Raw genomic sequence first — 12,811 nt, 5'->3', positions numbered from 1 at the left:
AGTGACAGTCATTTTGGTATAATAAAGATAAGTTAATAATTCAGGTTGGAGAATTGGAGAGACCACAAAATCATTATCTTAATGGATAGTGCATTTTGTGGTCTTTTTTATTCACTCTAATTAGAAATAGGGGGAAAAGGGATGAGTTTTTCAAATAAACAAAGAAAACCTCTAGTAAGTGAACTTTCAACAAAACATTATGATGTCTTAGTTATTGGCGGTGGAATTACTGGTGCAGGTATTGCGCTTGATGCCACCCTTCGTGGAATGAAAACGGCAGTTGTAGATATGCAAGATTTTTCTGCTGGAACTTCCAGTCGATCAACAAAGCTTGTTCATGGTGGATTGCGCTATTTAAAACAATTTCATGTGAAAATGGTGGCGGAGGTTGGTAAGGAAAGAGCCATTGTTTATGAGAATGGTCCACATGTAACTACCCCAGAATGGATGCTGCTCCCTTTTCACCAAGGAGGGACATTTGGGAAGTTTAGTACCTCAGTAGGATTACGTGTTTATGACTTTTTAGCAGGAGTTAAAAAGTTAGAAAGAAGAGTGATGTTTTCTGCAAATGAGACCCTTACTAAGGAACCGCTAGTGAAGCAGGAGGGGTTAAAGGGTGGTGGTTACTACGTTGAATATCGTACGGATGATGCAAGGCTCACAATAGAAGTAATGAAGGCAGCAGTTGATAAGGGCGCATGTGCGATCAATTATACAAAGGTAGAAAAACTACTTTATGAGCATGGAAAAATTGTAGGTGCGAAGGTAAGTGATTTAATTAGCGGAGAATCCTATGAAATACGGGCCAAGAAAGTGATTAATGCAGCTGGTCCATGGGTAGATAGTATTCGGGAACTTGATCGATCTAAATCTGGGAAGGTCCTAAAGCTTTCCAAAGGTGTTCATATTGTTATTAATCAAAAAAGGTTTCCGCTCAAACAGGCGATTTACTTTGATACACCTGACGGTAGAATGGTTTTCGCCATTCCAAGGAATGGCAAAACTTATGTAGGTACGACAGATACTTTCTATGACGAGTCCATTGCCGAACCTAGGATGACAGCGAGCGACCGAGATTATATTATCTCTAGTATCAACTATATGTTTCCAACGGTTCATATTACTGCTGAAGATATTGAATCGAATTGGGCTGGAGTTAGACCATTAATTTGGGAGGAAGGAAAAAATCCTTCTGAAATTTCAAGAAAAGACGAGATTTGGGAATCGAAATCAGGTTTAATTACAATCGCGGGTGGAAAATTAACAGGCTATAGAAAAATGGCAGAGACAGTGGTTGACTTATTAGCGAAAAAATATAAGGAAGAATTAGGAGAGAAATTCTCAGGTTGTCGCACAAAGGATTATCCTATTTCTGGAGGCGATGTTGGGGGAAGTAAAGGATTTAATATGTATATTTCTTATCAAGTCAAAAAGGGAGTTGAAGTAGGATTATCACCCGAAGAGGCAACGAAATTGATTAAAATGTATGGCTCCAACGTGCCTATCTTACTGGAGATTATCCAAAAAAATAAGGAGGAAGCAAGAAAATATCAAATCCCTGTAACTTTATTTGCACAATTAAAATACGCAATCGATCATGAAATGGCGTATACACCCATTGACTTCTTCAATCGGAGAACTGGAACCCTTCTTTTTGACATAATTACTGTAAAAACATATAAAAACCAAGTGATTGATTTTATGGCAGAAGAATTTGATTGGAACAAAGAAACCAAACAGAAGTATCAGAATGAACTGGAAATGGAAGTGTTATATGCATCTGTTCCGATTGATGATCAAAATAATGTAAAGTTAGCATAGCTCTCCTTATGGGGAGTTTTTTTGACAAAAGTAAAAAAATGTTATAAAATGAATTCTGTTGCTCTTTTGAGGTAGATTGTTATTTATACAGATAATTATAAAACTTCAAGAAGAAAATGTTTGTAATACAATTGATACTCTTCAGAATGGTATTCCATGATACCATTAGAAAATTACATTAGACGGTTTCCCCAACAACCCTTCTTTTTTAAGTATTTTCTCTTTATTTACTCATTTCCAAACAAATGATTTAGAGTTAAGTTTACAAGAGTGTCATACCCTGATAAATTACAGGGCCTGATTCACACTGGCGCGGTCTAGGAACCGTAAGGATGGAAGAGAGGTAGGGCTTTCATTGTTTTAGGTAAATTACTACAGCCAATCATATCTTAAAAGAGTTTTCATAACGGACAACAATAGTTGTCCGTTTTCTATATAAGTATTCAAGAAAAACCCGAACGTTAAAATATTATTTAGTTGAAATATATGTGTTTTAAGAATATAATAAGCATGAATTAACAAAGATTTTTTGAAATCGCAGTAACTGACGACGAATGTGGAAGCAACCACAAGGGAGCTGCGTCGCTGTTAAGCCGGTCGTCTGGGCAGAGAGAAGGCGAATGTCTGTCTCTTTTTCTAATATATGGAGGGGTTAACGTGACGAAACCTGTTATTTTGGATGGTCAGATGGTAGCAAACAAAGTTAAAAATTCTCTTAAGGAAAGAGTGGAAAAGCTCAAGGAAGCGGGAGTTACTCCTTGTTTGGCAACTATTCTAGTAGGCGATGATCCTTCTTCTGCAACATATGTGAAGATGAAGGGAAATGCCTGTGAGAAGTTAGGGATTGTTTCAAAAAGAATTCATTTACCAGCTACCACAACTACTGAGGAGCTTTTGGCCACAATTACCGAGTTAAATAACGATGAGAATGTAAATGGTATTCTCCTTCAGCACCCAGTGCCTGAGCATGTTGATGAAAGAAAGGCGTTCGATACAATTAGCATTGAAAAGGACGTTGATGGTGTAACTAGCTTTGGTTATGGACAAACAGCATTAGGATTTGGTGTATTTCCTTCTTGTACGCCAGCTGCCATTTTAACAATTATTAAAGAATACGGAATTCCTGTACAAGGAAAGCATGCCGTAGTTGTTGGGAGAAGTCCAATTCTTGGTAAGCCAGTTTCGGCTTTATTATTAAATGAAAATGCTACGGTAACTACATGCCATTCATATACAAACAACTTACCAGACATTGTGAAACAAGCTGATATTGTTGTTGCTGCAGTAGGTAAGCCTAACTTTATTAAGGGTGATTGGGTGAAGGAAGGATCAGTGATTTTAGATGCTGGTTATAACCCAGGAAACATTGGAGATGTAGAATACGATTCATGTTTTGAGAAAGCATCGGCTATTACCCCAGTGCCTGGTGGTGTTGGTCCAGTAACAATTGCTATGCTTTTAAAGCATACAGTTGATTCAGCGGAGCGCACGTTGCAGTCAAAAGCAGAAAATGAAGTAGTTCAATCCAATTAATCTTCTTGACTTATTCGGCATATTGGATTAATATGAGTTTAACGCTATAAAGTTCGGTATATATTTTTGGTTAAGTGGTCGTAACTGCAGGATGTGGTCGATTTTCTTCCCTTCCTTGCTAGTTACGGCTTTTTACGTTTTTGATCTATATATTTAGTACTTATGGTGAACAATTTTTTGGAGGTTTTACACATGAACACAGGTAAAGTAAAATGGTTTAATGCAGAAAAAGGTTTCGGATTCATCGAATCAGCTGAAGGTCAAGATGTATTCGTACACTTCTCAGCAATCCAATCAGAAGGCTTCAAAACTTTAGAAGAAGGCCAAGAAGTTACTTTCGAAATCGTTGAAGGCAACCGTGGACCACAAGCTTCTAACGTTCAAAAAGCTTAATATATTGAGTCATTTAAGGTGATGCATTGATATAAGCATCACCTTTTTCTTTGGAATGAAACCATGATAATTAACTCCGTTTTATTCTCTCGCGATCATTCCTTCACTCAAAAAAAATTACAAAAAAAACTTTAAAATATAATTCTAAGTACAAAATAATGATATATGTGTTTAAAATTAAGGAGGAAAAAAACTTTGACAACATTTTCAGATTTTGGTCTAAGTAGTGAATTACAAAAAGCAGTATCCAATATGGGGTTTGAAGAACCAACACCGATACAAGCACAAGCGATTCCGATCGCTCTTCAAGGAAGAGACATGATTGGACAAGCGCAAACAGGAACAGGAAAAACAACAGCGTTTGGTGTTCCATTACTAGAAAAGATGGATTTACAAGAGGGTATTCAAGGCCTTGTATTAGCTCCTACACGTGAACTAGCCGTTCAGGTGGCTGAAGAATTAAACCGAATTGGGCAAGTAAAAGGAATTCGTACACTTCCGATTTATGGTGGTCAAGATATTAATCGCCAAATTCGATCATTAAAAAACCGACCACAAATCATTGCTGCAACACCTGGACGACTAATTGACCATTTAGACAGAAGAACAATTCGTCTAAATAATATTAAAATGGTTGTCCTAGATGAAGCAGATGAAATGCTAAACATGGGCTTCATCGAAGATATCGAGAGAATTTTAAGTGATATTCCTGAAGAACGCCAAACTTTACTTTTCTCAGCTACAATGCCTAAGAGAATTCAAACTCTTGCAGAAAAATTCATGAAAAATCCTGAGCTTGTAAAAGTGAAAGCAAAGGAAATGACAGTTACAAATATTGAGCAATTCTATCTTGAAACACATGAAAAACAAAAGTTTGATGTGTTAACAAGTTTACTCGACATTGAATCTCCAGAACTTGCGATTGTATTTGGTCGAACAAAGAAGCGTGTAGATGAAGTGGTTGAAGGGTTAATCAAGCGCGGTTACTCAGCTGAAGGAATCCATGGTGATATTCCACAATCCAAGCGTGACCAAGTTATTCGTCGATTTAAGGATGGAACAATTGAAATCATGGTAGCAACTGATGTAGCTGCTCGTGGCCTAGATATTAGTGGGGTTTCACACGTGTACAATTTTGATATTCCACAGGATCCAGAGAGCTATGTACACCGAATTGGTCGTACCGGACGTGCTGGGAAGAAGGGTCTAGCTTATACATTTGTTTCCCCGCGTGAACTTGATCATTTGAAAATTATTGAGCAAGTAACAAAGAAAAAGATGGTTAAAAAGCCAATTCCTTCTTATAAGGATGTAATCGCTGGAAACCAAGAAGCTACCATTAACAAAATTATGAAGGTTATTGAAAATAACGATTACTCTGATTACAAACGTGCTGCTGAGTCGTTATTAGAAGATATTGACTCTGTAACGGTACTAGCTGCAACATTAAAGCTTTTGACTAAGGAACCTGATGTTACTCCAATTAAGCTAACAGCGGTAGAACCAATTCGTTCACGTAAACCAAAGTCTGGTTTTAGAGACCGTCCACGCTCAAATGACCGTGGAAGAAGCAAGGATTTCCGAGGGAAAGACCGCAGAGATGATAGAGGATCTCGTAACAGAAAACCAGCAAAACAAAAATAATTTCTATTTTTATGATTGAAATTTAAAAAAATAGGCAATATATAAATGTGATACAAGGTATCATTAATAAGAGCTTTTAAATTTTAGGAGGATTTTTTACATGGCAACTGGTAAAGTAAAATGGTTTAACTCAGAAAAAGGTTTTGGATTTATTGAGGTTGAAGGTGGAGAGGATGTATTCGTACATTACTCAGCAATTCAAAGCGAAGGCTTCAAGTCTCTTGATGAAGGTCAAGAAGTTAGCTTTGATATCGAACAAGGACAGCGTGGACCACAAGCTGTTAATGTTAATAAAATCTAATGGATCCAATAGAGCTCTTTTTAGAGCTCTTTTTTGTGTCTGAAACAAATAGGAGGTTTAAAATGAAATCATTCACAGTAAATTTCCATAAAGAAGATCAAGTGGATAAGATGGTAGTTAATAAACTGAATGAAGAAGATTTTCACCTGGCAACAGAAGGTGGCACGCGTCATTTATTTGAATTAGATACAAATATCGGTTTTTTTGTTTATTTTGATGCAGTTGATAAAGAAGGGAAAGAATCATATCTGGTTCTTTACTATGAAGAAGAAAGTGAAGAGCCTAGTGGTTGCTATGCGTTCGAACTTAAGGATTTTTATCAGTTTGCAGCACTTCATTTAAATGATTTAGAGTACAACGAAGAGAATGGTGAGGGGGAAGAGGCTGAAGAAGAGTATGGGCCCATTCACCATTTAGCGCATTTAATGTATCATATTGTTGAAGATGGTAAAAAAGTAGAAGAGGAGTAAAGAGAGCGATTGCTCTTTTTACTCCTCTTCAGCTTCTAGGTAATGCTCTTTACAAAATGATTGAAGCAGTTTTATCTCTTCATCTTCTAAGTCAAATTCCAGCACCTTTTCTGTGTCTGATTCTAGTATGTGATAATGTGAAACACGTGGACCATTGTCGTCAACAATATAAAGGACCTTTAACTTAAGCCCTTGTTCTCGGTACAATTCATCCTCTTCTTCCACAGTAAAATCGATCAAGAATTCATATCGATTTCCTGTTAATATGTTGAATGGGTCTTCAACTTTTTCAACTGTATATTCTGTGAATTTCATCTTTTACCTCCTGATTGTAACTTGTATTAGTATACCCTTATTTTGTTGGATGGAAAAGCAGTTTTCATAAGTAGGTACTAAGCGTATAATAATAGGAAGAACATTACATGCTAGGAGAGTTTCATTTGATAATTAATCATAACATAAAAGAAATGGAACAATTAAAGCAAGAATTGTCTTTTTACAAAAGGTTTGTGTCTTTACTGCCTTTTTCTTTTACATATAGTGACCCGGAATTAAGAATGAAGCTTACTAAGGATGAAAACGTAAATTTAATAAAAAATTCAACAGCAAATAATAGAGAGCTAAAGATCACCTCTACTCCTAGGGTTCCTTTTGAAGAAATTGAGATATTTCTAAATGAAATATTAGATGTAGTACCGCATCATATTGTATTTATTAATTCAGAAGGAATAGTCACTCTTTGCAATGCTCAGGCCGCAATCGATTTACATGTTGATCGTGAAAATGTAGTTGGCAAGCATTTACGAGAACTACTCCAGATTCCGGATGAACAAATCAAAATGCTTGAGACGTTACGAACGGGTATGCCAATTATTAATCAAGAAATATTAGATAAAAATTATTAATACAAGACTAATTAAGAACTATGAAGGAAAGATTGAACGCGTCGTTGGTGTATTTCGATTCTTAAATCATATTAAGGAAGCAGAAAAACAAACTTTAGCAAGTAGAATAGCAGCGGGAATCGCTCATGAAATTCGAAATCCTTTAACGACTGTAAGAGGTTTTTTACAATTGTTACAGGGGAGAGTGGATGAGGAGACTGCGGAGATGTTTCAGTCACTTCTTATTCCAGAGATTGATCGCGCAAACAAGATAATAACCGACTTTCTGCGTATTTCGAAGCCTGGTACGGTTAAGAGAGAAATTTTGGAGGTGAAAGATTTCTTTATCGATTACCTTGGTCATTTTCTTAACAGTGATGCTCTGCTTCATAATGTGAATATTACATATAAAATTAGTGAGGAATCTGCAGGTGGTTTCTTTGTAGGTGATCGAGAAGAGTTATTCCAAGTTTTCTCTAATTTATATAGAAATTCCTTGCAAGCCAAGGATGATAGTACAATGGAAATCATGATTTCAACCGAATTGATAGGATCAAAAATATTCATTGAATTCGTTGATAATGGTCTTGGGATTGAGCCTAACCTACTCCAACATGTATTTGATCCTTTCTTCACAACAAAGGATGAGGGAACTGGATTAGGTCTCTCTGTCTCAAAGAAAATCATTGAAAACTATCATGGAACGATGAATGTTCAAAGCAGTCCTTTAGGAACCCGCTTTCTTATTTATTTGCCTGTTTATACAGGAAATCTACCTCTTTAATCATACATAAAAACATTTTGTTCTATAGATACATAACTCTTTCCTGTTCATCGAACAATAGGTAATTAAAGGGGAGAATTATGTGGATAAAAAGACAAAAGGAAACGAAGAGGGACTTTCCTGGTATGCGTTAGCCTTAATTGGAGTCGGGTGTATTATCGGAACTGGCTTCTTTTTAGGTTCAAGTATCGGAATTCAAATGGCTGGTCCAGCTGTCCTATTGGCTTTTTTAATAGCAGGGACAGGAACTTATATTGTTTATGACTCTCTCGGACGAATGTCCGCTCAGGACCCTCAAAAAGGATCATTTCGGGCATATGCGAAAAAGGCATTTGGTCCATGGGCTGGATTTACAAGTGGATGGGTATATTGGATGTCAGAAATGCTGATAACTGGAAGTCAGCTTACAGCTCTTTCGATCTTTGCTAAATTTTGGTTTCCAAATTTCCCTTTATGGGTCTTTTCCGCTTTTTTTGCTGCTCTAGGTATTATTGTTGTTCTTCTAGGTAATAAAGGGTTCGAGAAGATAGAAAATCTCCTCGGTGTGATAAAGATTTCCGCTATTTTAATGTTTATAATTATAGCAATTCTTGCTTTAACGGGAGTGATTGACGGTCAGAAGGGATTTGATCATTTCCCTAATGCCAAAAATGAAATATTGCCAAATGGATTAAAAGGTTTATGGTCTGCACTAATTTTTGGATTTTACGCTTTTGGCGGAATAGAAATTATGGGGATTATGGCCACGCGTTTGAAAAACAAAGATGATGCCCCTAAAGCAGGGAAAATCATGCTCATCGTCTTAACAACCATTTACCTTATAACAATATTTCTAGCTGTCACAATGATATCATGGCAAGAACATTCCGATAAAAAAAGTCCCTTTGTTAGTGCTCTTCACGAATATGCCAACTTAGGGTTTGTTCCACATGTGTTTAATGGGGCTCTTATCATTGCAGGATTCTCCACCATGTCAGCATCGTTATTCGCTATAACTACGATGTTAGTAACAATGGCAGACGACCATGATGCTCCAAAATTATTAGCGAAGCAAGGGAAATTAAAAGTACCACCAATAGCTTTACTGGTCACCATATCAGGTTTGGTTGCCTCCATCGTCACTGCGCGGTTGATGCCGGACTCCATTTATGAATATATTACAACAGCAGCCGGATTAATGCTTTTATACAATTGGATCCTGGTTTTATTTTCCGCTCCTCGTCTCATTACTTTTTCTCGCTGGGACCATATTAAGAGATTTATTGGGCTGGGACTTATCCTTTTAGCTATTTCAGGTACGTTATTACATGCTTCTTCTCGACCTGGATTGTTTGTCAGTCTTTTAATAGTGCTTATTATAGTTTTGGCTGACATCATCTCTCATTTTGTCAAAGGCCGAGCTAAAAAGAAAAAAATAAACATACACAATGGTAAGATAAAAAGCCATCGACACTATCGTAAACGGCAATAAGCCCCTAATTTTTAGGGGCATTTATTTTAGTTCATAAAGATTTTAACCGCTTCAAACCCGAAATATAAGCCGAAACCAATTAAGGATATAGAAGAAATAATCGTGATTATTGTTAGCAATTTTGTTGTAAGTAATTTCCTAAAGCTGCTTGCAACTGTTGCCATACACACGTCCCATATGACAAGTCCTAAAATGATGGCACTGCTAAAGTATAATAGCTCTGTATGTTCATACATGGTTGCGGTTTTTGCTAATACTGACCCATATATACCTAACCAAAATAAAATAGTTAGAGGATTAGAAATAGACATGAAAAATCCAGTGAAGAAAGATTTAGATAAAGAAGCATCCCTATTTCCATTGCTAAGGACAATTTTTCCAGCACCTATTAACCCTTCCACACCAGTGTAGACCAATACAAAAAATCCAAATAACCATAAAAACATTTTTACAATAGGAATTTCAATGAACTGAGAAAATCCTAAAAAAACTAGTAGCATATAAATAATGTCTGCTATCACAGACCCTAGGCCTAACACCCACGCGTTCAAAAAGCCATGTTTAATGCTTTTATCCATTTGTGCAGCATTAATGGGACCAATTGGAGCAGCAAGTGATACACCTAGTAGCACATAACTGAAAAATACACCCAAAGCAATTTCCCTCCAATCAAATACAACTGCTCGTACACATTGTATTCATGAAGGATTGCTTGTACGACAAAAAAATTAATGTGAATTCAGATTAAAATTCCCTTTAACATAATTATGTTAAAGGGAACAAGGGTTAGTCGTTCTCTTGGTATTCTGAATCAATTCGTTCATTTAAGTAAGTATTAAGAGTTGTGGCAAATTGAATAGATTGAAGACTCATCTCCTCTTCAATTCCGTAACTAGTTGTTTGTTTTTTATAAGGAACCTGGAAGTTATTCTGCTTTCTATAATCCATTGGTAGTCTCCTTTCGTATACAATGTAAGGTTAGTATATGCACTTTCGTAGTATTTATTGGGAAAATGTTTTCTATACAAATTTTCACAACAGTGGTATAATATTATTAATGGATAAAAAGCGGAATAGAAAATCCAATTATTATAAAAAGGGTGATAGATTGGTCTTCTTTTTTATAATAGCTGGATTTTTTATTATTTAGCTACTTTAGGAGGGGAAATATGGGATTCGGAAGAAAAAATCAAGAAGAAGTTGTGAAAGAAGAAACAAAGGTGTGGATCTGCTCATCAGAAAGCTGTAAGTGTTGGATTCGTGACAATTTTAAAAGCACCGAAAGCCCAAGCTGCCCCTTATGTCATAGTGAAATGAAGCAATCAACGAAAATCATCGAAGTGTTAAACAATCCAAGTAAGTCATACTAATATGAAAGAGAAAGGCTAATCCTAGCCTTTCTCAAAGTTTTTCTTCTACTCTGTTGGAAGGATGAGTTGATAGAAAAGTACATCCTGCCAAGCATCAAATTTATACCCAACCTCTTTAAAATGTCCTGCTAATGTAAATCCAAACTTCTTATGTAAGGCTATACTTCCTTCGTTTCCGGCTGTTATCCCACCGATCATTGTATGGAATCCTTGTTCTTTTGCTCTTTTAATTAACTCAGACATTAATGCTGTGCCAATCCCTAAGCCTCTCGCCGCTGAAGAAATGTAAATTGATAATTCAGTGGTTGAATTGAATGCCGCTTTTTCACGGAACGAACTTAAGCTCCCATAACCAACCACTTCACCATTCCATTCAGAAACAATTAATGGATATTTATCACCGTATTTGGCAAACCAAATTTTTCTCTTTTCTAATGATTCTGGTTCTAGATCAAAGGTGGCGGTTGTATTTACGATTGCCTCATTATATATTGATAAAAGGATAGGTAAATCATTAATTTGTGCTTCGCGAATGTTCAACATGGTAAATCCTCCAATAAGATAAAATATGTGTACTATTTTACCTTTTCAATGGGTAAATGAAAACACAAATGTAATAATTAGAAACAAAAAAGGAGAACATTCCTTGTGATTATGACTCAGCGATATTTTACTGTAACTAGAAAAATTGTAGATGGTACACAGGTAGTATTACATCAAGAGCAATTAATAAAAATGTTTAAAGATAAGATTACTACAAGTGCTTCTACTTTTTCACTTTCCAATGTTCATGATATTTCTTTTAGAAAATTGACAGAAGAGTTAGGAATTCTATATTTACATACGAATCAAGGATTGTTTCCTTATAAGGTGAGAGAAGAACCACACGGCTTTATTGCAATGTTCTATAAGCTAAAAAATTAGCATTAAAGTCACCGTGGTGGCTTTTTTATTTTGCCCGATATCTCAAAAAGTTGAATACCTTATATTGGAGCATGTGTCAAAAAACAATCAACGGAATGTAGGTTAAAAACCCCTGTATGAGAGCAAATTAAAGATGCTTCACTAAATGAAATCAGGTGGGTAACACGAATGATAAAGAAAAAAGTACTTCTTACAGCGATGTCATCAGTTATGACACTTGGATTATTGTCTGCTTGTGGAGTAGATGATAACAACTTAAACAATGATGATGATGTCAATTATAGACCGGTAAGATACAACCAAAATGATGATAACGGTATATTAGACAACAATAACGGTAACCGTGGAACAGGGACTTTAAATAATAATAACGGTAACCGTGGTAATGGGATCTTTAATAACGATGATAACGGTATTTTTGATAATGATCGAAATGGTCGAAATAACGATATCTTTGACAATGATAACGATGACAATGACTTGGACCTAGATCTTAATGATGATGATAACAATAATGATCGTAATGGCCTTGGTGGAAATAATGGAAATATGACAGGTAGAAACCGTTAAGAAATCTGGTTGGGCATAGAATTATGCCCAACCTTTTAAATTTGAACTTTTTGTGACATTTTGTTATAATTATTATAAAATTCAGTATAGATCGTGGAGGTGTCATATGCTTCGAACAATTATTGCTGGGATTGGTGGTTTTTTTCTCGTATTCATTGAGTTATTTTTAGTCATGAAGTTAAAAGGTTGGCACTCAATTGAAATTGGAGGTATTGCACCTTTTGTAAGTGTATGGTCAATGAATTTCTTTCTATTATTTACAATGTTCTCTCATGCGCATTTATGGTATGAAAAGGTCCAAGATAAACGTACTCAGCCTGAAGGGAAATAAACAGAAGTGTCCACATATGGTATGGATGCTTTTTTTTTGACCAAATTAAAAATAAATCCTTAAAATAAAACAACCAAAAAGCTTCATAATTGGAAGTCCTTTTGGTTGTTTTTTATTATACTTCTTCGAGTTCTGAAATATCTACCGTTGATCTTTCTTCCAATGGGCCCCGTAAATGAACAGTTGCTGTGTAAACGATAAACTAGAATTAACAGTTTTCCACAATTAAGAGTAAACAGAATTCCACAAATAAGATTTAACAGTTTACCCTAAGCTGGCTTGCTTTCAAATATACTGGAAATAGTCTATTGAAAG

General features: G+C 35.8%; 17 protein-coding genes and 1 riboswitch. Of the genes, 13 read left to right on the top strand and 4 right to left on the bottom strand.

The window, feature by feature from the left end; genetic code table 11:
- The first annotated feature begins 141 nt into the window (after positions 1-141).
- The 6 genes from ACFFHF_RS22245 to ACFFHF_RS22220 all read left to right on the top strand — a co-directional run bounded on the left by ACFFHF_RS22245 (position 142) and on the right by ACFFHF_RS22220 (position 6,162).
- Positions 142-1,821: a glycerol-3-phosphate dehydrogenase/oxidase gene (locus ACFFHF_RS22245; RefSeq protein WP_377059094.1), complete on the top strand. Its 1,680-nt coding sequence runs from the start codon at positions 142-144 to the stop codon at positions 1,819-1,821.
- Positions 1,822-2,351: 530 nt separating this feature from the next.
- Positions 2,352-2,435: riboswitch (ZMP/ZTP riboswitch) on the top strand.
- A 73-nt stretch (positions 2,436-2,508) separates the two neighbouring features.
- A complete protein-coding gene (locus tag ACFFHF_RS22240) occupies positions 2,509-3,354 on the top strand; it encodes a bifunctional 5,10-methylenetetrahydrofolate dehydrogenase/5,10-methenyltetrahydrofolate cyclohydrolase (RefSeq protein WP_160549223.1) in 846 nt (281 codons plus the stop codon).
- A gap of 192 nt (positions 3,355-3,546) precedes the next feature.
- The gene (locus ACFFHF_RS22235; RefSeq protein WP_119708787.1) at positions 3,547-3,747 is read left to right on the top strand and encodes a cold-shock protein; all 201 of its coding nucleotides are present in this window, start codon (positions 3,547-3,549) and stop codon (positions 3,745-3,747) included.
- Between the two features lie 195 nt (positions 3,748-3,942).
- Complete coding sequence (gene cshA / locus ACFFHF_RS22230; RefSeq protein ID WP_340904230.1) at positions 3,943-5,391, top strand: degradosome RNA helicase CshA; 1,449 nt, start codon at positions 3,943-3,945, stop codon at positions 5,389-5,391.
- 100 nt (positions 5,392-5,491) lie between these two features.
- On the top strand, positions 5,492-5,692 hold the full coding sequence (locus ACFFHF_RS22225; protein ID WP_066047955.1) for a cold-shock protein: 201 nt from the start codon (positions 5,492-5,494) through the stop codon (positions 5,690-5,692).
- Between the two features lie 62 nt (positions 5,693-5,754).
- The gene (locus ACFFHF_RS22220) at positions 5,755-6,162 is read left to right on the top strand and encodes a cytosolic protein (RefSeq protein WP_377059093.1); all 408 of its coding nucleotides are present in this window, start codon (positions 5,755-5,757) and stop codon (positions 6,160-6,162) included.
- An 18-nt stretch (positions 6,163-6,180) separates the two neighbouring features.
- Here ACFFHF_RS22220 and ACFFHF_RS22215 read toward each other — a convergent pair whose 3' ends face one another.
- Positions 6,181-6,477: a DUF6509 family protein gene (locus ACFFHF_RS22215; RefSeq protein WP_160549207.1), complete on the bottom strand. Its 297-nt coding sequence runs from the start codon at positions 6,475-6,477 to the stop codon at positions 6,181-6,183.
- 107 nt (positions 6,478-6,584) lie between these two features.
- Here ACFFHF_RS22215 and ACFFHF_RS22210 point away from each other — a divergent pair, with 107 nt between their 5' ends.
- The 3 genes from ACFFHF_RS22210 to ACFFHF_RS22200 all read left to right on the top strand — a co-directional run bounded on the left by ACFFHF_RS22210 (position 6,585) and on the right by ACFFHF_RS22200 (position 9,301).
- Complete coding sequence (locus ACFFHF_RS22210; RefSeq protein ID WP_377059092.1) at positions 6,585-7,067, top strand: PAS domain-containing protein; 483 nt, start codon at positions 6,585-6,587, stop codon at positions 7,065-7,067.
- A complete protein-coding gene (locus tag ACFFHF_RS22205) occupies positions 7,054-7,830 on the top strand; it encodes an ATP-binding protein (RefSeq protein WP_377059149.1) in 777 nt (258 codons plus the stop codon). Before ACFFHF_RS22210 ends, ACFFHF_RS22205 begins: the two co-directional genes overlap by 14 nt.
- Positions 7,831-7,912: 82 nt before the next feature.
- Positions 7,913-9,301, top strand: a complete 1,389-nt coding sequence (locus ACFFHF_RS22200; protein WP_377059091.1) for an amino acid permease — start codon at positions 7,913-7,915, stop codon at positions 9,299-9,301.
- 26 nt (positions 9,302-9,327) lie between these two features.
- On the opposite strand, the gene ACFFHF_RS22195 is transcribed toward ACFFHF_RS22200, so the two are convergent.
- Together ACFFHF_RS22195 and ACFFHF_RS22190 are read right to left on the bottom strand one after the other, a co-directional pair.
- A complete protein-coding gene (locus tag ACFFHF_RS22195) occupies positions 9,328-9,954 on the bottom strand; it encodes a LysE family transporter (protein WP_377059090.1) in 627 nt (208 codons plus the stop codon).
- 133 nt (positions 9,955-10,087) lie between these two features.
- Positions 10,088-10,249 carry a hypothetical protein gene (locus tag ACFFHF_RS22190; RefSeq protein ID WP_340904219.1) on the bottom strand — a complete coding sequence of 54 codons (162 nt, stop codon included), beginning with the start codon at positions 10,247-10,249 and terminating at the stop codon, positions 10,088-10,090.
- Positions 10,250-10,470: 221 nt separating this feature from the next.
- On the opposite strand from ACFFHF_RS22190, the gene ACFFHF_RS22185 reads away from it, so the two are divergent.
- Positions 10,471-10,671, top strand: coding sequence for a cold-shock protein (locus ACFFHF_RS22185; RefSeq protein WP_160549211.1), 201 nt, complete (start codon positions 10,471-10,473; stop codon positions 10,669-10,671).
- Between the two features lie 45 nt (positions 10,672-10,716).
- On the opposite strand, the gene ACFFHF_RS22180 is transcribed toward ACFFHF_RS22185, so the two are convergent.
- A complete protein-coding gene (locus ACFFHF_RS22180) occupies positions 10,717-11,214 on the bottom strand; it encodes a GNAT family N-acetyltransferase (protein WP_340904218.1) in 498 nt (165 codons plus the stop codon).
- Positions 11,215-11,319: 105 nt separating this feature from the next.
- Here ACFFHF_RS22180 and ACFFHF_RS22175 point away from each other — a divergent pair, with 105 nt between their 5' ends.
- From ACFFHF_RS22175 to ACFFHF_RS22165, 3 genes are all read left to right on the top strand, one after another.
- Positions 11,320-11,595, top strand: a complete 276-nt coding sequence (locus tag ACFFHF_RS22175; RefSeq protein WP_340904217.1) for a hypothetical protein — start codon at positions 11,320-11,322, stop codon at positions 11,593-11,595.
- Between the two features lie 168 nt (positions 11,596-11,763).
- Complete coding sequence (locus ACFFHF_RS22170; RefSeq protein WP_160549216.1) at positions 11,764-12,165, top strand: hypothetical protein; 402 nt, start codon at positions 11,764-11,766, stop codon at positions 12,163-12,165.
- A 106-nt stretch (positions 12,166-12,271) separates the two neighbouring features.
- Positions 12,272-12,496, top strand: coding sequence for a hypothetical protein (locus ACFFHF_RS22165; protein WP_160549217.1), 225 nt, complete (start codon positions 12,272-12,274; stop codon positions 12,494-12,496).
- Positions 12,497-12,811 lie beyond the last annotated feature (315 nt).

The sequence above is a fragment of the Robertmurraya beringensis genome (assembly GCF_042433785.1).
GTDB classification, from domain to species: Bacteria; Bacillota; Bacilli; order Bacillales; family Cytobacillaceae; genus Robertmurraya_A; species Robertmurraya_A beringensis.
This window is presented reverse-complemented; position numbering and strand designations above follow the sequence as displayed.